Below are 20,224 nucleotides of genomic sequence, written 5' to 3' on the forward strand. Positions count from 1 at the left end.
TTTAAGGAATGAAAAGAGCCGTTATAAAATTTAGATGTACCGTCTACGAGAAGCGATTGCTTGCAGTAAAAGCGAAGCAGGCGGGAACCACTTTGAGCGCTTTTTGTAGAGATACCCTGATGGAAAAGCAACTCACCGAGCGTATGAGCGAAGAGCATATATCCATCTATAAGATGATGGTGCAATATCATAACAACTTTAAGCGAATTGGGAATATGTACAAAAAGAATAATCCAAAGCTCTCTGACGAAGTAGTGAACCTGGCCAATGAAATTAGACTTCACCTTAAAAAGATTACGGGATGATTGCAAAGGCAACCTCCATATCGAGCACTAGGGCTTCCATTGCTTACGGCAAGGATAAAGAAAAAGGTGCGGAGACGATATACTCACATCTGCTCACCTCAGAAGATCCTACAGAAGTCACTGCGGAGTTCAAAAGTGTTCAAGCCCTCAATTGCAATTGTAAGCGCAACACGCTCAGTTTTATAATCAGCCCCACAATAGAAGATGGCCAAAAATTGGACAGGCATTCTCTCAAGGAAATCACAGCTAATTTTATGAAGCAGATGAAACTTGGAGATCGGCAGGCCATTGCATTTGTTCATTTGGACAAGGCACACAAACATATCCACCTCTATGTTAATAGGATTGACCTTAATGGAAAGGCGTACAACGATAGCTTTATAGGCAAAAGAAGCCAGCTCGCTGCAGAACGGACTGCAAAGAAACTCGGGCTGACCACAGTAAAAGAGGTGCAAATGACCAAAGCTTTGGAATCAAAAAAGATTCGACAGCAGATTCGAAATATCCATAACGATACTTTAGAAAAGGTAAAGCCTAAAAACTTGGATCAGTATATCAAAGCAATGAACAAACTAAAGGTCAAAGTGATTCCTAGCATCAACAAATCAAAACAGTTACAAGGATTTCGTTTTGAATATAAAGGTCAAAGCTTTAAAGCGAGTGAAGTTCATCGCTCGATGTCAGGAGGTAAATTGCTTTCGGCTATAGACAGTAATACTTATAAAAATGTAATCAATAAAAGTACTAATAGTATTCTACTTAAAGGAGTTTCACTTCCACTGTCAACAAATCTTATTACGGCAATAGGGAAGAAGCTGATCACAAAAGCAATCAAAAAATCAATTCAAATAGGAATGGGAATATGACACGACTGGAAACCATATCACAATTACTTGTTGAGGAACTAGAAACCTTTAAGGAACAAATAGACAGGCTTGAGAAAGTTTCTGAAAACCTGAAGGATGTTCGTGTCAAGGCAGATAGCTCTGCCATCGAGAAATTATTAAGTGAACATTTGAAAATTGTAATCGAAAGATCAAATGAGCAACAAACTCAATTAGAGAATATGCATAATAGAATAAAGTCGGCAAAACTATATCCTAACTGGTTGATTGTTTTGACGCTACTTCTTTTTCTTTCAATGGCATTTTTAATAGGCTACCTATTGCTGTTTCATTGAACACCCATAAGTGCGCCCTATGCTGTTTTTACTTCACGCTTATCAACCCGAACACTATAAAAACAGCACAGGAACCACGCGCAGGTAAGTTTTGGTAGATTTGGGGGCTATCAATTTGATTAAAGGAGAATCATAAAATTCAATAGTAAAACTTCCTTTTTTCTTAAAGTTATATATCAACTAGATCTCTGTTGTAATTATCTAATATTTCATTGGGTAAGGTTTTTAGATAAATTTGAGTAGTTGATAACCGATTGTGTCCTAGCATCGCTGATATAGCTTGTAATGGTACGTCCTGTAGCATTGCTTGAGTTGCAAAACTATGACGAGATACGTATGAGGTGAGGCGTTGATTAATTTTGCATTTTATTGCAATTTCCTTTAAGCCTTTATTATATCTCTTTCGAGCCCACAACACATCTTTATACTGAAGTTCGAATGTATCTCTTTTTATGATTGGAAAAATAAAATCTGAGCTACTCTTATCTTTTAAATAGAATGAAAGTATTTTCCCTAAATGCTCAGTTATACCTATATCATAAGGCTTAGCCGTTTTTTTTCTTTGAAATTTAATGCGGTTATCAATAATATTTTCAGTTGTTAAGAATGCCAGATCCATATACGAAATACCATAGAGCATATATGAGGCTAAAAAATAATTGCGGTAATGAAAGAGATTATCAGATTCCTCAAGATCCAGGAGCATTATGGATTTTAAACTAGTGATATCAAGAGCTCTTTTTTCGGTTGGAGCTGTTCTAATTTTATAGTTTGTGAAAGGATAAGCATCTTTAGATAGGACATCAGATCTGATTGCTACATTTATAATGGCTTTTATTGTTCTCATATATGTTGAAAGACTATTCACTGAATTTCCTCTTGAATAATGCCATCTTTCAAATTTGTTTAAAAAGTCATAATTGATCTCGTTGAATTTGAGATCGTTGCCATTAGTAAATTTTTCAAGAACCTTTATAACAGCATAATAGGTATTGGCATTTCCAAAACGGTCTGCTGCTTTCATTTCGTCCACGAGCATTTTTCCGTATACAAAAAAAGACTCATAAGACGTAATTTTTACAATCTTGCTTTTGAGTTGAACAATTGATAAATGATCAAGTTCTTCTTTTTCATTCAGAGCGTCGATGATGTCTACCGCCCGAGCCTTTTCTTTTAAAAACTGATTATTTAATTTACTAACCGAATTTGTCCCCTTGAATGCACGCTTGATTTTCTCATTTTTATCATCCCAAAACTCTTTCTGGACGGAATGACCCAAGCTTATTGATGTTGTTTTTCGAAAGTGAGTCAATCTCAAAATAATAGGGTAGGAGGAATCTTTTTTCTGCCTCCTCTTATCCAATGATATTTTAATATTTGTATTCATTACAAACTAAAGGTAATAAAAATTTGCACGCAATTTGCACGCATATAGCTGATATTAAAAGATATCAATTGTGCACAAAATTAATTAAAATACTGATAATCAATAAATTATGATGTGTTTTGAAACTAATTGAGATGGTTATCGTGTGCCTGGCAGGCAAGAGGTGACCAGTTCGAATCTGGTATTCTCCACCAAGATATAAAGGCATTTACAGGGTTTCTGTAAATGCCTTTTTTATTTGCAATATTGTTGGTTTTTACGCTTTTGCGAAAGCATAAATGCCCTACAACTCTCTTTGTGCAAATGGAATTTCTGGATTGAGTATCTCTGCTATAAGGGATTTTAAAACTACTTCAAACTCCAAAAGTGTATCCTCTGTGACCTGCTCATTTTTATTATATCGAAATGGAAGATATCCTGATTGTAAATTTTTGAAAGATATGATACCAACGCTTACTGGGAAATCGAGTGGTTTTTTCTTGCTAAGCATGTAAGCATACATCAATACTTGAAAAGCTTTTTCAAACTTCCCTTCTGGCAATAGTAAATCATTAAAGGCAGAGAGGTTTAAATCCTTCTGTGCTACTTTTCCAGTTTTATAATCTACGATATTAACATTGCCATTGCGTTGTTCTACTAAGTCTACTTTTCCTCTTAAAAATATATCCTCTGTAAGTTGTATGTTTCTTAAATCATCTTCTACAGACTTAATAATTACTATATCACCCTTTTTAAGGAGTCCTTTTTCTCTTTTGAGGTAATTCTCAACATAACGAGTTACTATCGCATAGACAATCTTATTTTTACCCTCAGTGATATGATTGAGACCATATACTAGTTTAAATTGGTTGCGAACTTCAACTTCTATCATTGTAAGTAATTCTTCAATGATGGTAACAGTTAATTGTTGTTCTACGTGGGGTTTATATAATTCTTCAAGTGTATTATGAACTATGGTACCCATGGTATTTGCTGCCACAGTTTCTTCTACTTCATTGCTCGAATTGATGCCGAGAACATATCGTTCATAAAACACGATAGGATCTCTCAAGTACGTCGTGAGCGCAGAGGGTGAAATACCTTTTTTAAATAGGTTCTTAAGAGAATCAATAATAGCTGTGTCCTTAGGAATGTGAGGCAATCGCTCTTCAATCTTAATTGTAGATGGAGTAACGACGTGTTTCTTTATATTGTGTATACCTTCCTCTTCTATTTGTCTTATAAATCGACTTTTTTCACTGCTACCTAAACCAGTACTATGTGTTGTATATAATAAATCTACAGTGCATGCTCTGTGTAATAAATGATAGAAGTGATATGCATAAACCGCATCCTTCTCTGAGTAGGTAGGTAAATTATAGAGCTTTTTTAAGTCATAAGGGATGTATGAGTTCTGACTTTTACCAGAAGGTAATATTCCCTCATTTACAGAGGTTATAATGACATGTTTATAATCAAGAACCCTTGACTCTAATACTCCCATAATCTGAAGACCTTGCTCAGGATCACCTCTCAAATCAATAGTTTCTGACGATAATATTTCTCTATAAAAGTGAATGAACGTTGGTATATCTTTAATATGATCCTGCGCATCCATAAGCTGCTTGAGCTTATTAAATGCTACGTAAAAACCATAAATGTATTCAAGCTGTAGTGTGTTGTTACCAGTATCAAATAACTCCCTCAGTGCTTCTATGATACGTATACAATTTATCACAGCATCTTTAGGGTTTTCATTCCAAGTTTTAAATAGCAAATTGAAAACAGTATTTGCGCTATCACCGCTAAGCTCAGCAAGCCGAGGAACACTAATGAATATAAGATTATTAGTTATAATTTCATGCTCTAAATACTCTGTCTGTGACCCTAACAGCGAAACAGATAATGGATTGCGAAGAATATTTAAAACATCCTTAAAATAATAACCATTTTTATGAGGATTCTTTTTTAAGGTAATAAGCTGGTCAAAAAAGGAAGCTGTGGGTGTCTTGCTCAAAGGTAACCCCATAGTAATATTCACCTTTTGTATAGTGCGAGGCAAGGCATTAAGAACGGGTAATAAAAGAGATTCCTCTCCTAATACAATCGCAGTGTTAGATAGTTCTTGACTTGAGATTTTAGAAAGAATGGTTCCTAATGTTTTAGCTTGTAAAATATCTTGAGAACATGCGTATGTAGCGATATTTTTATGAGAGCTGTAATTGTCAAAGGTCCAGTTAAATGGATTTGAGCTATAGTATGACCATTTTGATTTATAGTTTTTTACAAACGAGTTAGTCTCATGAAAGGGGTTATTTAAAAATGATTTTTCGGTATCCCAGTATATTTCTGCGTTGCCCTCTGAGAGTAAAGCTTGGATGAGTTGTTGTTCAGCAGTATTTAGAGCGTTGAATCCTATAAACACATGTCTAACATTAGGTGACGAATGTATATAGTGCTCTATAGTCTCTACAGCTTGTCTGTAGACATAACCTTGATGTACCGCACCTTTATCTAATGATTTTGAACAAAAGACCGTATAGATGTCAAATAAGCTATTCCAAAAATCTATATAGTTGAGTACTAATTCATTCTTTGAGGAAGACCAGTGATCTGAGAGTTCTTTAATATCCTTTAGATGATTAAACACATCTGACTGATTTAAGAGAAATCTGTCAATCTCGTTAAAGTCACTTAAAATGGATTGGGCCCATCCACAGAACGTCTGGAAATCGGCAAGCTTTTCCTTAGATACGACTTCTTTATAGCTTTCAAATAGGATAAATATTAGGTCAATATTACTTGCAGATTTTAAACCGGTAACATGACTAATAAATTCTTCTATTGAAAAAACTTTGGGAGCAAATGAAGTAGTGATAGCTCGAGAAGCTATTTTTTTTGTTAATGTATTACCAGCACGTCGGCTAGGAAGGATATAAATGATATTCTCGTTTTCAGAACCTTGTTCTTTATCAAGTACTACGTCAATAAAAGTTTGCATAGTCTAAAATAAAAAATGCCTCGCAATTGCGAGGCATTTTTAAGATTATAAAAATCTTATTTTCTATTGCTCAAGAATAGAAAGCTCAACACGTCTGTTTTCTTGACGTCCTGCAGCAGTTTTATTTGAAGCAACTGGTCTAGCCTCACCAAATCCTTTAGACTCTAAACGAGCAGCTGGGATTCCTTTTCCTGTTAAGTAACTTCTTACTGAAGCTGCTCTTTGATCAGAAAGATCTAAGTTATAAGCATCACGACCTCTATCATCAGTGTGACCTTCAATAAGGAAACGAGTTGTTGGGTATTCCATCATTACTGATGCTACTTTATCAAGAGTTGCATAAGATTCAGTTCTTATAGATGCTTTATTGTAATCAAAAAGTACCTTTTTAGTTTCTAAGTTTAGTTCGTTAAGAACTTCAACAGATACTTCAGGACATCCATTATTTGCTACAGTTCCTGCAACATCTGGACATTCGTCATCTTTGTCAAGAACACCGTCACCATCTTTATCTTCAAAAGGACACCCGTTGTTTGAACGTGGTCCAGCTTCATTAGGACAAGCATCATCAGCATCTTTGATTCCGTCACCATCAGCATCAGGACAACCACCTAAAGCAGCTACTCCAGCAACAGTTGGACATGCATCCTTAGGATCAGGGATTCCGTCTCCGTCAGTATCAGGACAACCATCAAACTCAGCTAGACCAGCAACAGTAGGACAAGCATCTTTAGAATCTTCGATACCATCTCCGTCAGAATCAGGACAACCGTTAAATTCAGGCAAACCTGCAACTTCAGGACAAGCGTCTTCTTTATCATATATACCATCACCGTCAGTATCTTTTCCTCCGAAAACAATACCTATAGCTGCAACATGTTGGAAGTGCTTAATTCCTTCGTCTTCAAAAGCATGCTTATATTTAGATTGAACACCAACGTTGATGTTTTCTCCTAACCAGATTTTTACACCCGCTGCAGCATTTGCTGTACCGAAACCATCAAGATCTCCATCAAGCGTACTTTCAACCCAAGTATAACCAGCACCAACTGAAATACTAGGATCAAACCATCCACCTTCACCGTTGATAAGATCTCTTAAACTATAAGAAAAATCTCCATCTGCACCGTAATACTGTAATTCATTTCTAGGTCTTGAATCACCTAGTTTTTCAATTCTGTTAATAGAACCAGAAACGCCAAATACGAATCCATCTCCTAAGTAACGAGATACATTAATGTATGAAACCGATGGAAGAATGCTCCAGTGATCTTCTACATTATAAAATTCTTCAAAAAGGTTTCCTCTTGTTTCTCCTGCACCAGGAACTCCATCAAGTGCATCTCCTACTGGATACGTATCGATGGCGTTAACTCCAATAGAGAAGCCCCAAGGGTTGTTTGCGTCTTGTGCATTTACTGATGATCCTACAGCTAGAATCATAAGCGCTGCAACTAAAAATCTGCTAAGATGTTTCATTGTTTAGTATTAAATTAAGTGTTAATTGATGTCAAAAGTAAGTTGTTAAAATTAATCAACAAAGGTAAATGTACTAAAATTTTCCTAATGCCCCTTATTTACAAGGGCTAAGGCTAGATTAAACCACTTTTAAAGCTTTCCCAACCTTAGTAAATGCGTTGATAGCAGTATCTAAATGTTCAATAGTATGTGCAGCACTTAGTTGTACTCTTATTCTAGCTTTACCTTTAGGAACAACAGGGAAGAAAAAACCTATTACATAAATTCCTTCTTCTAATAATGCATCTGCCATATTTTGAGATAGCTGCGCATCATAAAGCATAACAGGCACAATAGCCGACTCACCATCTATTATATCAAATCCAGCGTCTTGCATTCCTTTTTTGAAATATGCAGTATTATGAGCAAGCTTATCTCTCAGAGAGGTGTCTTTTTCTAGCATGTCAAACACTTTGATAGAAGCGCCTACGATAGCAGGGGCTAGAGAGTTTGAGAATAAATAAGGACGGCTACGCTGGCGCAGTATCTCGATTACCTCTTTCTTTGCCGTAGTATATCCACCCATTGCACCTCCGAGTGCTTTTCCTAATGTTCCGGTGATGATATCTACTCTCCCTAAAACACCTTTTTCTTCAAGAGTTCCTATACCACGATCACCTATAAACCCAGTTGCGTGACACTCATCTATCATTACTAGTGCATCATATTTATCTGCCAGATCACAAATTTGATCTAATGGAGCAACCAGTCCGTCCATTGAGAATACACCATCTGTCACAATAATTTTATGACGAGCACCGTTTTCATTTGCTTTTTTAAGTTGCTCTTCTAGGTCTGCCATATCATTATTTGCATAACGATATCTTGCAGCTTTACAGAGCCTCACACCGTCAATAATAGACGCGTGGTTAAGAGAGTCAGAGATTATAGCATCTTCTGCGCCTAGTAGTGGTTCAAAAACCCCACCATTTGCATCAAAAGCGGCGGCGTATAAAATGGTATCTTCTGTACCATAGAATTTAGCAATGCGCTGTTCTAGTTCTTTATGTATATCTTGAGTACCACAAATAAAGCGCACAGAACTCATACCAAAGCCATGCGTATCCATAGTGTCTTTAGCCGCTTGTATTACCTCTGGATGTGAAGAAAGTCCTAAGTAATTATTTGCACAAAAGTTAATAACCTTTTCTCCTGTAGAAATAGTAATCACAGCATCTTGTGCAGATGTGATGATACGTTCTTTTTTATATAGCCCTGCTTCTTTGATTTCAGCAAGTTCTTTTTGTAAATATTGTTGAATATTACCGTACATGTGTTTGATTTTTTACAAAGGTATTAAACAGATATTACATCTACAGTGGCATCTATATATACTAGAAATTTATTAGCTACTTTAAAACCCATTTCTTCATATAGCTTTGCATACATAGAAATCTGTTTACTGTGTGATGGATTGTGCATTCCTGTTTTGTAATCTATAATTGTGGTATCACCATTAGGCAATACAACCACTCTATCTGGTATATAAAATGAACCATCACTAGATAAAATCATTCGCTCGTTGTAAACCGTATTTTGATCTTGATAATAATCTGCTAGTCGTTGATTGCTCGTAATACTGCGAAGAACATTATTGATGGTTTCATATCCTTCTTCTGGGACAATACCTTGCTTTACGGCATTTTCTAGTACATGCTGGACGTCTGTGTAACTATTAATCTGAGCCATTAGCTCATGGATGAGATTACCATAGGTAATAGCATTTTGTTTTTGTTCATCCCATAAAAAAGTAGCCTGAGTGATGATCTGAATGCCCAATTCTTCTTTTGAGGTAGAGATGAAGGAAGGAACAAATGAGTTGTAATCTGTCTTGTTGTCTTCTTTCTTTGCAGGTGTTTCTTTACCAAAAGTATAGGTATGTTGATCTTCATTCCATAAATTATTTGTTTTAAGATAATCTATAAACAAATCACTGTAGGTATTTACTTTTTCTTTGCTTTCGCGAAAGCGTGACAACACATATAATCGTTCTGCGGCTCTTGTGAGTGCAACGTACAAGACATTAATGGTGTCAAATTGCTGCTCATTATTTCTAGTCTCATATAGCATTTTACCAGCTTCACCGAAATCTTTAAGAGCACTATTATGGGGAACCATCAACGTTTTAAATCCTCCAAAAGCTAGATCATCTATGGGATACCATTGGTGTTCTCCTCGTACTCTATATAAATCTGAACTTGCATATGGGTAGATAACAATAGGAAATTCTAATCCTTTAGACTTATGGATGGTCATAGTCTGTACCGCACTGTCCTGTTCTGGAGCAACAATACTAGATTTCTCCTTTTTTTCTTCCCAATAGTCGATAAAACCAAGGATGCCACCGCTTTTACTTTGTGAGTAACTATAAGCAAGATCAAGATAAGCCACTACGTAAGCATCAGAAATTGCTGTGAGGTTAAAAGATCTTATTATCGATTCCAGATATTCATAGAGAGGTAGCGTTTGCATGTAGTCAATGTGCACAAAAACATCAAATCGCTGTAAATGCTCAATGAATTCTAAAAATGTACATGAGGTATTAATACTATAAAATGAGTGCGTGTCTTCCACATTAAAGTAAGTCGTCAAAAAGTAAAGTACAGGCAATCTATTTTCTATTTGACTAGGGTAGGAGAGCATTGTTGCAAATGCATGAATAAATTGTACTGTGCTAGAGTTTGAGATTAGCAAGCTCTCAGAAGACACAACTTCTACATTTGCCTCTTGTAAGGCAGTTGCTATTAATGAGCCATCTATATTATTTCTCGTAAGTATACAAATGTCACTATGTAAGTAGCCTTGGCTAGTAGCTTCATTTATAATTTCAATAATGCGCGCAGGATATATTTCATTTGCTTCTTCTTTATTATCATATTCTAAAAACTCAAGAGAGACAAAGCCGCCTGTGTTGCTATTAGTTTGTTGTGAGTTGTCTTTATAATAAATTTCGCGATATAACTCGTTGTTAAAATGATTCGAGAGATGTGTAAAAAACTGATTATTAAAGTCTATAATTTCGGCGCTACTTCTATAGTTAGTCTCTAGGCGGTCTATAGTTGCTGGGGTTGAAAAGGGGTTTATTTGATTACTCAACGCTATAAATTGCTCTGCTTCTCCACCCCTCCACCTATAGATTGCTTGTTTGGGATCTCCTACAAGTAACAAAGAATTTGCCACAGTATCTTCTGCCTGGCTACTTATGGTGTTATCTATAAGCGGGATTAAATTGTCCCATTGCATTACCGATGTATCTTGAAACTCATCTATAAAATAATTTGTGTACCGCTCACCAAGTCTTTCATATAAAAAAGCTGCAGGCTGATCTTTGAGCGACTGCGCTATAAGCGCATTAAAATCTGAGATGAGTAACACATTTTCATCTTCTTTGATAAGCTCTAGCTCTTTTTTAATCAAGTGTAATACAGAAAGTGGGATAATCTTAGATCTAAAAGATTCTAACATATTCTGCTTAGAAGCAAGCTCCTTAAGCTTCAAAAACGTTGCTATAAAATGATCCCGATGACCATCTATGGTAGCTTTGATATGGTCTTTTTGAGTCTTTGTATAAAAGGTGTAAGACGTAATATTATCTTTATAAGCTGATCCTGTATATGGAAGTCCCTGTACCCCGTTTGCAACTTGGAGCATGAATTTATAAAAATATCCACTTGCAAAGCTTTTTTGATCTAATCCGAGTTCATGAATCAATGCTATAAGATCCTCTCCTAGCTGTTTTTGTGCAGAGGAAAGTGACTTAATCTGAGCTTGCAAATAGCTCGTTAATGTGTCAAAATCTGTAAGAGACTTGTCTTTTATAAGCTCTAGCGCCTTAAGATCGTTTTCATTGTGTAATAAATTTGCTATTTCGAGTAAATCTCGAGCAACGTCCCAGCTCTTATCATCATCTGCTTTTTCCAAAGCAAAATTTATTAGAACTTTAGTAATCTCATCATCTATACCCACCTTTGCAATGAGGGCATCTACTGCTTGAGCATTGAGTGTCTTTTGATCCAGAGAAACCTCAAAACTACTAGAGATATTTAGATCTTTTGCAAAAGTGCGGATGATTCTATGTGTAAGCGTATCTATTGTTACAATGTCAAAGGCAGCATAATTATGTAGTATGCGATTGAGTATTTCTTTAGCCTTCTTTATGACTACATCCTCAGATAATCCACTAGATGAAACTAAATCGTCTATCATATCTGGTTTTTTATTGCCAGGCTCATAATGACCTATATTCTTGAGCGTGTCTAGCACACGATTTTTCATTTCGGCTACCGCCTTATTTGTAAAGGTTATAGCAAGAAGATGTCTAAACTTATTAGCATCATTGCTCTTGAGAAGTGTAGTAATATATTGCTTTACGAGACTGTATGTTTTTCCAGATCCCGCAGAAGCATTAAGTACGATAAACGTATTTGTTTCGGTCATAGTACTAAGATAGGAAAAGCCACTTACAAAGAGGGTATTGTTATTTTCTTAATAATCTTTTCATCATCTAATAGATTTTACAAATGACTGAATTAAGTTTAGAACAACTATTTCTACCGACTATCACGAAGAATAAATAGATACATTTTTTGCTTTCGCGAAAGCAAAACCTAGTTTTTATAAGAAATCTATAACATAAAGAGTAGCTTACTTTGCGTAACTTTGTTAAAATCTAAAAAGAAGTTTAACCAAAAACGAAAAAGAAATGTCATTTACGTTACCAGAATTACCATATGCCAAGGACGCACTAGAGCCTAATATAGACACAAAAACAATGGAGATACACCACGGGAAACATCACGCTGGTTATACTTCAAAACTTAATACTGCTATCGAAGGAACTGACCTTAGCGGAAAAACGATAGAAAATATACTTATAAACTTAGATATGTCTAACACTGCTGTGCGTAACAACGGTGGAGGTTTTTACAACCACAGACTTTTTTGGGAAGTAATGTCTCCAGACGGTGGAGGAGAACCTACGGGAGAACTAGCTGAGGCAATAAATGCTGCCTACGGAAACTTTGAATCTTTTAAAGATAAATTCTCATCTGCAGCAGGAGGACAATTTGGTTCAGGATGGGCTTGGCTTTGTGTACACGAAGGTGGTAAAGTTGAGGTATGCTCAACTCCTAATCAAGATAACCCACTTATGCCTAAAGTAGGGTGCGGAGGTTTTCCAATCTTGGGTCTTGATGTATGGGAACATGCATACTACCTAAACTATCAAAACAGACGTCCAGATTATGTAAACGCATTTTTTAATGTGATTAACTGGGAAAAAGTGTCTGCATTATACGCTCAGAATAAATAAGTAATAATACTTGTTATAGTTATCAAAGCCCACTTTTCGAGTGGGCTTTTTCATGCAATAAAATTGTAAGTAATTTCTTTCTATAAATTCTTGTACAAACTTTCTTATTCATTTCTAAAGATGTGAAATCCTAATATCAAAATGAATATATCTTGTATTAAATAAAAAATACCCTGAGCGCTACTCAATTGGTTTCTAAAGCTCATTAACAAGAAGATACAATTTGTCGAGAAGGACTAAATTTTTTCAATCAGATTTAAATTATAATATTGATCCTAATTAAAGTCTAATTAATGAGATCATAAAACCCGTAAATATTAGGCATAAAAAAAGGTGGAAAGATCCACCTTTTTTTGCCCCAAATCTACCATGAACTTAACCTACTTATGCTATGGCAATGCTAATATAAGAGGGTTTTACTAAATGGCAGTATGTTTTAGACCAAAGGCATTATTTTTAGACCAAATACACAATTAATATTCAAATTGTGATATCTTTAAGACGAAAAGCACATTTTTTAGTAGGCTCTCTCTTTATTTCCTTCTACATAATTAATGAATGCTTTGTTTACAACGCGGTTACCTCCAGCCGTAGGATAGTCTCCAGTAAAGTACCAATCTCCAAGATTATCAGGACACGCTTTATGCAAGTTTTCTACCGTTTGATAGATGATATCTACTTCTGTTTTTACCGAGCTATCCGTAAGTAATTCTGCAATTTTTTTAGACACTTCTCTTTGCTCAAAAGGAGCATAGATTTCTTTAACGTGGTTCTTTACTTCCTTGTCATCTAGATCTACTTGTGCCTTACACTTATCATAGACATCCTTGATAAGATGCTCCTTATTATTCTCTTTAAGTAAAGCAATTGCGGCTCTAAAAGCAATGAAATCTTCTAGTCGCGCCATATCGATACCGTAGCAATCTGGATATCGTATTTGAGGAGCGCTGGAAACAACAATAATTTTAGCAGGATTTAAACGAGCCATCATCTTGATGATACTCTTTTTAAGAGTCGTACCGCGTACAATACTATCGTCTATAATTACAAGCTTGTCTTCTGGCTTAATAACACCGTAGGTCACATCATAAACGTGCGCTACTAGGTCGTCACGACTACTATCTTCTGTAATAAACGTACGAAGCTTAGCGTCTTTTATAGCGATTTTCTCTGTGCGTAAGCGCTGTGAGAGAATCTCTGTTAGTTCGCTTTCATTTAGATTTCCCTTGGCAGCAAGAATCTTTTGTCCTTTTTGCTTATTAAGTTCGTCTTGTGCAGCCTCTACAAGACCGTAAAAAGAGGTCTCGGCGGTATTAGGAATAAAGGAGAACACAGAGTTCTTGGTGTCGTGATTAATGCTTTCAAGTACTCGAGGCATTAATAAACGTCCAAGCATCTTGCGCTCCTTATAGATTTCTGCATCAGAACCTCTAGAGAAGTAAATACGCTCAAAAGAACATGCCTTACGTTCTAATGGCTCTATAATTTGCTGTATGGTAAGTGTGCCATTCTTTTTAATGATTACGGCAGCCCCTGGATCTAATTCCTTTACTTCATCAAAAGGCACGTTAAACGCTGTCTGTATCACAGGACGCTCACTAGCTACTACAGCTACTTCATCGTTTTCAAAATAATATGCAGGTCTTATTCCCGCAGGATCTCTTAAAACAAAAGCATCACCATGACCTAAAAGTCCAGCCATTGCATAACCACCATCCCAATCTTTTGAGGCTCTTCTAAGTATTTTACCTACTTTAAGTCTTTCTGCTATTTGAGGAGAAGCTTGTTGTTTATTAAATCCTTCCTTTTTTAACTTCTTGTAAAGTTTTCCAACTTCATCATCCAGAAAATGGCCTATCTTTTCCATTACTGTAATGGTGTCTGCCTGCTCTTTTGGATGCTGCCCTAAAGAAACCAACTTATCAAAAAGCTGATTTACATTAGTCATATTAAAGTTACCTGCAACGATGAGGTTACGGTGCATCCAGTTATTCTGGCGTAAAAATGGGTGTACACTCTCTACACTATTTTTCCCGAAGGTTCCATAACGTACGTGACCTAGTAACAACTCTCCTATGTAAGGAACATTACTCTTCTGCCAGGCTACATCATCCTTCTTATTAGGATTTGCAGTCATAAGCTCGTTTATACGACCATTAATTTCTGCAAAAATATCTTGTATAGGTTGTTGTGCTGTAGATCGCTGTCTAGATATGTATCGTTGCCCTGGAGCGACATCTAGTTTTATACTAGCAAAACCTGCACCATCCTGACCACGATTGTGCTGCTTTTCCATCATTAAGTACATCTTATTTACCCCGTAAAAAGCAGTACCATATTTCTCTTTGTAAAATTCAAGTGGTTTTTTTAGTCTTATAACTGCAATACCACATTCATGCTTGATAGCGTCACTCATAGCTTGTAAAAACAAAAGCGCTCCAAAAATGGAGCGCAGGGTTTAGTTGTTTATGTTTATGTCAAATTGCACAAGGTTTTTAAACTGATGCAGTCTCTCTTTTATTTCTTCTGGCGTCACAGATTGTAAACGCTCTGTTCCAAATTTTTCTACCGTAAAGGAGGCAAGGCAAGAGCCATAAATAAGAGCCGTTTTCATCGTTTCAAATGAAGTGTCTCCTGCTTGAGCTATATAGCCAGCAAATCCTCCAGCGAAGGTGTCTCCAGCTCCCGTAGGGTCAAAAACATCTGCAAGTGGTAATGCAGGGGCAAAAAACATATTATCTCCTTCAAAAATAAGAGCTCCGTGTTCTCCTTTCTTTATCACTACATACTTAGGTCCCATCTCGTGGATTTTCTTAGCAGCAGTTACAAGTGAATACTCACCACTTAACTGGCGTGCTTCCTCATCATTTATAGTGATAACATCTACTTTTTTGAGCGTAGTCTTAAGCTCATCTAGCGCGATGTCCATCCAGAAATTCATTGTGTCTAGTATTACAAGCCTAGGTTTTACATCCATTTGCTCTATGACACTAAGTTGTACTTGCGGTTGTAAGTTACCTAGCATTACAATAGGTGCTTCCTTATGTGAAGCAGGAACCTTAGGAGAAAAATCTGCTAGTACATTAAGTTCTGTAGCAAGTGTATCTCTAGAGTTCATATCATTGTGATACTTACCACTCCAGAAAAATGTTTTACCACCTTTTACTATTTCTATTCCGTCTGTATTAATTCCTCTTTCTGCAAGAAAATCAAGATACTCTTGAGGGAAGTCGTCACCTACAACGGCAACAATGGCTGGATCAACATTATCAAACTGTGCCGCAGCAAGTCCTATATAAGGAGAAGCTCCTCCAATAATTTTATCTGTTTTTCCAAAAGGTGTCTCTATTGCATCAAATGCACAAGAACCAACAATAACCAATTTACTCATCTATAATTTTTGTGCAAATATACGGTTTTGAATGTTTGACAACTCAACTTTAAGGAGACCGCTTTCGCGAAAAAATGTAATTTCAACTACGTAAATAAATTAGCAATAAAACTTTTTATAGCATCCCAGTTTTTGATGACTAGCATTGTAAGGAAAGCCGAAATTGCTATTGTGTAAATTCTCTTTTTTTCCGTTTTTAGACTGACACTTATTTCCTCCCAAAATCTGCTGGGATTTCGCCCCAGGCTTTGGTTTCCCACTTCACAATCGTAGTGATGTAGGTATTTTTTTTAAGCCACTGCTCTGCGCGCGCTATCAGTTCAAATACATCTTTATTTTTTGGGCTTTGCTTGAGGTTGGTCTTGCAATGTTTCTTTTTTACCCAGCCTATTGCTATTCGAGAGTCACTATAAATAAGACGGTCACTACCTATTTTTTTTAAATAAGCTAGACCGTGCACGAGTGCGAGAAACTCTCCTATATTGTTAGTTCCTTGCTTAAAAGGCCCTTGGTGGAAGAGTTGTTTTACCGTTTGAGTATCTACCCCGCGATATTCCATGATGCCTGGATTACCAGAACTTGCGGCATCTACAGCAATAGAGTAGAGGTTGGGGAAGCCATATTTGGCTTTTTCTTCGGCGGAGAGTACTTTTTTCTTTTTTGAGGAGCCTTTAAAGTCGTTATAGTCTCCGTTATATGCGTTTTTTGCTTTGGCAAAGGTTTCAAAACTCTTGTACTTTGCACCGGCATAACCATCTATCATCTTCTTGCATTCCTTCCAAGAATCATAGATACCAGGTTTTTTACCTTCCCAGACTACATAGAATTTTTTTGTTTTTGCCATTTGTTTTAATTCTTAGTGCTTCGATATTTCCTTAGGAAAATGAATAAGTAGTAAAATACTAATATTAATAGTGACACATAGAAAACATATTCATTAGTACTGAAACCTTTGTTTTCTTCAACCCCTAGATATGTTTGTTTTTCTTCAGTAAATAGAGTATACGTAGAAAATATAAACCACAGATGTATTACTATAATTTGTCCTAAGAAAAACAGCTTTCTCATCCTATTATGATAAAAACTCAGCAATCACCTCTGGAAAATGAGTGTATTCTAGTTGGTGTATTTTTTCGGCAATTGCTTCTGGGGTGTCTTCTTGGCTTACTTCAACTTTGGCTTGAAATAAGAAATCTCCTTTGTCATATTCTGGCGTTACTTTATGAATGGTGATGCCTGTATATATCTTTTGAGAAGGATTTTTATCGTGTTGCGCTTTCGCGAAAGCGTAAACAGCCTTATGCACATTCATGCCGTACATGCCTTTTCCTCCAAAATCTGGGAGCAATGCTGGGTGTATATTTATGACCTTATCTGGAAACGCCGAAATTATTTTTTCTGGAAATAGCCATAAAAAACCTGCCAAAATGATGACATCTGGTTGTGTAGCCTTAAGAAGATGGAGTACATCATCACCTTTATAGAACGCTTTTCTGTTAAAACTAAACGCAGCAACATCAAGGGCTGAGGCTCTTTGAAGTACTTTGGCACGCGGATTGTTACTAAGAACTTGCACGACTTGTGCATCCGTACGATCCTGGAAAAACTCTATAATACGCTGGGCATTTGTACCGTTACCCGAGGCAAAAATCACAATTCGTTTCATTTTTCTTGTTGCTGTTGTGGGTGCGAAATAAAGAAATATTAGTAACTATTTGAAGGTTATGGAAAGGAACTTATTTTATATTTCCGTAAATTACCTTCACATTTTTGAGTTGCAAACTTGTTTAACGGTAAAGTTTGTTATTTTTGCGACTTAAATAAAAATTTAAATTAGAAAATTATGTCAGACATTGCATCAAGAGTAAAAGCGATTATCGTAGACAAATTAGGAGTAGACGAAAACGAAGTTGTAACGGAAGCGAGCTTCACAAACGACCTAGGCGCTGATTCACTAGACACAGTGGAACTCATTATGGAGTTTGAAAAAGAATTTGATATCCAAATTCCAGACGATCAAGCAGAAAATATTGCGACAGTAGGTCAAGCAGTATCTTATATAGAAGAGGCAAAATAAGTCTTTATTTATGGAGTTAAAGCGAGTAGTAGTTACCGGACTTGGTGCACTTACCCCGATAGGAAATAATATTCAGGAATACTGGGAAGGACTTTCTACAGGGAAAAGCGGGTGCGCGCCCATCACCTATTTTGATGCAGAAAAGTTTAAAACGAAGTTTGCTTGTGAACTTAAAAACTTTGACGCTCTCGACTTCTTTGATAGGAAAGAAGCTCGAAAGCTCGATAGATTTGCTCAGTATGCACTGGTAGCTTCAGATGAAGCTATCAGTGATGCGGGCATTGATCTTGACTCTGTTGATAAATTTAGGGTTGGGGTTATATGGGGAGCCGGTATAGGTGGTTTGGAAACATTCCAGAATGAAGTCCTTAACTTTGGTGCTGGAGATGGCACTCCTAGATTTAATCCTTTCTTTATACCTAAGATGATTGCAGATATTGCCCCTGGTAATATCTCTATCAAGCATGGCTTTATGGGACCTAACTATACGACGGTTTCTGCTTGTGCTTCTTCTGCAAATGCAATGATAGATGCCTTTAACTATTTACGTTTAGGGCAATGTGATATTATTGTTACGGGAGGATCTGAGGCTGCGGTAACGCAAGCTGGTATGGGTGGTTTTAATGCAATGCATGCGTTGTCAACTAGAAATGACGATTTTGAAACGGCTTCAAGACCCTTTGACGCAACTAGAGATGGTTTTGTATTAGGAGAAGGTAGTGGTGCATTAATCTTAGAAGAGTATGAACATGCTAAGGCGCGTGGCGCCAAAATTTATGCCGAGGTTCTAGGTGGCGGTATGTCTAGTGATGCTTATCACATGACAGCACCTCATCCAGATGGTATAGGTGTAGAGCGTGTAATGCTTAATTGTTTACGTGACGCGGGACTTAACCCTGAAGATGTAGATCACATCAACACGCACGGAACATCTACTCCTCTAGGGGATGTAGCAGAGCTAAAGGCTATCAAAAAAGTTTTTGGTGACCATGCAAAAGAAATAAATATTAATTCTACTAAGTCTATGACTGGACACCTTCTAGGTGCTGCAGGAGCTGTAGAGTCTATTGCTGCCATCCTTGCGATGCAACATAGCCTTGTCCCTCCTACAATCAATCATACTACAGTAGATGAGAATATAAATCCCTCTTTTAACTTAACGCTTAATAAAGCGCAAAAGAGAGAAGTAAACGTAGCGATGAGTAACACCTTTGGTTTTGGAGGTCACAATGCTTGCGTATTATTTAAAAAAATTGACGCTTAAATTAATAGATGAGCGCATTTAAAAAAATATTTAACTCTCGTGCTGAAAAGGACGGGAGTTTTTTTATGCGAATGCATGCTATTATAGGCTTTAAACCGAAAGAGATAAAGTACTATGAGAAAGCTTTTACCCATCGTTCTCTAGGTCTTAAAAAAGCAGATGGTAATCCTCTTAATTATGAGCGATTAGAGTTTTTAGGAGACGCAATGCTCGGGTCTGTTATTGCAGCACATCTCTTTAATGCCGTACAAGGTGGTAATGAAGGATATTTAACTAAAATGAGATCTAAGGTGGTGAGTCGTAAGCATCTCAATGAGCTAGGCAGAGATCTCAATCTTGTGAGATATGTGAGAGCAAGTATTCCCCTAGATAATTTTGGGGTTAATATTCATGGTAATCTTTTTGAAGCTTTAGTTGGTGCCATTTACCTTGATCGAGGTTATAAATATTGCGAGAAGTTTATAGCTAAGCGTGTTATAGAGCCCTATGTAGATATAGAGAAGCTTGAGGGCCGTATCATTAGTTACAAGAGTGTATTGATAGAATGGTGCCAAAAAGAAAAGCGCACCTTTAAATTTGAAACTTTTGAAGATACTGGTCAAGACACTGTAAAGCATTTTGGGGTAAAACTTTTTATAGATGGTAAGGTTGTTGCAAAAGCTCGTGCTACAAGTAAGAAAAAGGCAGAAGAAATAGCTTCAAAACGCACTTTTTATGCTTTTCAACGAGAAATTGAAACTCAATAACGTAAGTTTATTAATTGATTTTACTACATTAGCTTTTTAATCATCTTTTTCCCCTAGAAGATTAA

16 protein-coding genes are annotated in these 20,224 nt (G+C 36.5%); 7 read left to right on the forward strand and 9 right to left on the reverse strand.

The genetic code is table 11. The features are described 5' to 3' along the window. The first annotated feature begins 8 nt into the window (after positions 1 to 8). The 3 genes from mbpA to JM84_RS02700 are packed head-to-tail and all read left to right on the forward strand — an operon-like array spanning position 9 to position 1,485. On the forward strand, positions 9 to 305 hold the full coding sequence (gene mbpA, locus JM84_RS02690) for a mobilization protein MbpA (protein WP_013750608.1): 297 nt from the start codon (positions 9 to 11) through the stop codon (positions 303 to 305). Further along, complete coding sequence (locus tag JM84_RS02695; RefSeq protein WP_013750607.1) at positions 302 to 1,171, forward strand: relaxase/mobilization nuclease domain-containing protein; 870 nt, start codon at positions 302 to 304, stop codon at positions 1,169 to 1,171. The genes mbpA and JM84_RS02695 overlap by 4 nt, the downstream gene beginning before the upstream one ends. Beyond that, positions 1,168 to 1,485 carry a DUF6730 family protein gene (locus tag JM84_RS02700; RefSeq protein WP_013750606.1) on the forward strand — a complete coding sequence of 106 codons (318 nt, stop codon included), beginning with the start codon at positions 1,168 to 1,170 and terminating at the stop codon, positions 1,483 to 1,485. The genes JM84_RS02695 and JM84_RS02700 overlap by 4 nt, the downstream gene beginning before the upstream one ends. A 169-nt stretch (positions 1,486 to 1,654) precedes the next feature. Here the strand turns inward: JM84_RS02700 and JM84_RS02705 are convergent, their stop codons facing one another. From JM84_RS02705 to JM84_RS02725, 5 genes are all read right to left on the reverse strand, one after another. Further along, positions 1,655 to 2,872 (reverse strand): site-specific integrase, encoded by a 1,218-nt coding sequence (locus tag JM84_RS02705; RefSeq protein WP_144782623.1) that lies wholly within the window; start codon positions 2,870 to 2,872, stop codon positions 1,655 to 1,657. Between the two features lie 283 nt (positions 2,873 to 3,155). Beyond that, positions 3,156 to 5,852 carry a PD-(D/E)XK nuclease family protein gene (locus tag JM84_RS02710; RefSeq protein ID WP_013750604.1) on the reverse strand — a complete coding sequence of 899 codons (2,697 nt, stop codon included), beginning with the start codon at positions 5,850 to 5,852 and terminating at the stop codon, positions 3,156 to 3,158. 63 nt (positions 5,853 to 5,915) lie between these two features. Further along, complete coding sequence (locus JM84_RS02715) at positions 5,916 to 7,331, reverse strand: OmpA family protein (protein WP_013750603.1); 1,416 nt, start codon at positions 7,329 to 7,331, stop codon at positions 5,916 to 5,918. Between the two features lie 118 nt (positions 7,332 to 7,449). Continuing rightward, positions 7,450 to 8,643, reverse strand: a complete 1,194-nt coding sequence (kbl, locus tag JM84_RS02720; RefSeq protein WP_013750602.1) for a glycine C-acetyltransferase — start codon at positions 8,641 to 8,643, stop codon at positions 7,450 to 7,452. Between the two features lie 23 nt (positions 8,644 to 8,666). Beyond that, on the reverse strand, positions 8,667 to 11,807 hold the full coding sequence (locus JM84_RS02725; RefSeq protein ID WP_013750601.1) for a UvrD-helicase domain-containing protein: 3,141 nt from the start codon (positions 11,805 to 11,807) through the stop codon (positions 8,667 to 8,669). 265 nt (positions 11,808 to 12,072) lie between these two features. Between JM84_RS02725 and JM84_RS02730 the strand changes: the two genes are divergently transcribed. Beyond that, entirely contained in the window at positions 12,073 to 12,681 is a 609-nt protein-coding gene (locus JM84_RS02730; RefSeq protein WP_013750600.1) for a superoxide dismutase, read from the forward strand. 517 nt (positions 12,682 to 13,198) lie between these two features. On the opposite strand, the gene JM84_RS02735 is transcribed toward JM84_RS02730, so the two are convergent. The 4 genes from JM84_RS02735 to JM84_RS02750 form a co-directional block, all read right to left on the reverse strand. Further along, positions 13,199 to 15,097: an amidophosphoribosyltransferase gene (locus JM84_RS02735; RefSeq protein WP_144782625.1), complete on the reverse strand. Its 1,899-nt coding sequence runs from the start codon at positions 15,095 to 15,097 to the stop codon at positions 13,199 to 13,201. Between the two features lie 42 nt (positions 15,098 to 15,139). Beyond that, positions 15,140 to 16,072 carry a PfkB family carbohydrate kinase gene (locus JM84_RS02740; RefSeq protein ID WP_013750598.1) on the reverse strand — a complete coding sequence of 311 codons (933 nt, stop codon included), beginning with the start codon at positions 16,070 to 16,072 and terminating at the stop codon, positions 15,140 to 15,142. A gap of 208 nt (positions 16,073 to 16,280) precedes the next feature. After that, positions 16,281 to 16,916 (reverse strand): viroplasmin family protein, encoded by a 636-nt coding sequence (locus JM84_RS02745; RefSeq protein WP_013750597.1) that lies wholly within the window; start codon positions 16,914 to 16,916, stop codon positions 16,281 to 16,283. A gap of 228 nt (positions 16,917 to 17,144) precedes the next feature. Beyond that, positions 17,145 to 17,738, reverse strand: a complete 594-nt coding sequence (locus JM84_RS02750) for a phosphoribosylglycinamide formyltransferase (protein ID WP_013750596.1) — start codon at positions 17,736 to 17,738, stop codon at positions 17,145 to 17,147. 177 nt (positions 17,739 to 17,915) lie between these two features. Here JM84_RS02750 and JM84_RS02755 point away from each other — a divergent pair, with 177 nt between their 5' ends. Genes JM84_RS02755 through rnc form a run of 3 tightly spaced genes read left to right on the forward strand, consistent with a single transcriptional unit; the run spans position 17,916 to position 20,159 of the window. Beyond that, positions 17,916 to 18,149: an acyl carrier protein gene (locus JM84_RS02755; RefSeq protein ID WP_013750595.1), complete on the forward strand. Its 234-nt coding sequence runs from the start codon at positions 17,916 to 17,918 to the stop codon at positions 18,147 to 18,149. Between the two features lie 10 nt (positions 18,150 to 18,159). Next, the gene (gene fabF, locus JM84_RS02760; protein ID WP_013750594.1) at positions 18,160 to 19,413 is read left to right on the forward strand and encodes a beta-ketoacyl-ACP synthase II; all 1,254 of its coding nucleotides are present in this window, start codon (positions 18,160 to 18,162) and stop codon (positions 19,411 to 19,413) included. Positions 19,414 to 19,421: 8 nt separating this feature from the next. Then, complete coding sequence (rnc, locus tag JM84_RS02765; RefSeq protein ID WP_013750593.1) at positions 19,422 to 20,159, forward strand: ribonuclease III; 738 nt, start codon at positions 19,422 to 19,424, stop codon at positions 20,157 to 20,159. Positions 20,160 to 20,224: the final 65 nt, after the last annotated feature.

The organism is Dokdonia sp. Hel_I_63, assembly GCF_007827285.1.
GTDB lineage: Bacteria > Bacteroidota > Bacteroidia > Flavobacteriales > Flavobacteriaceae > Dokdonia.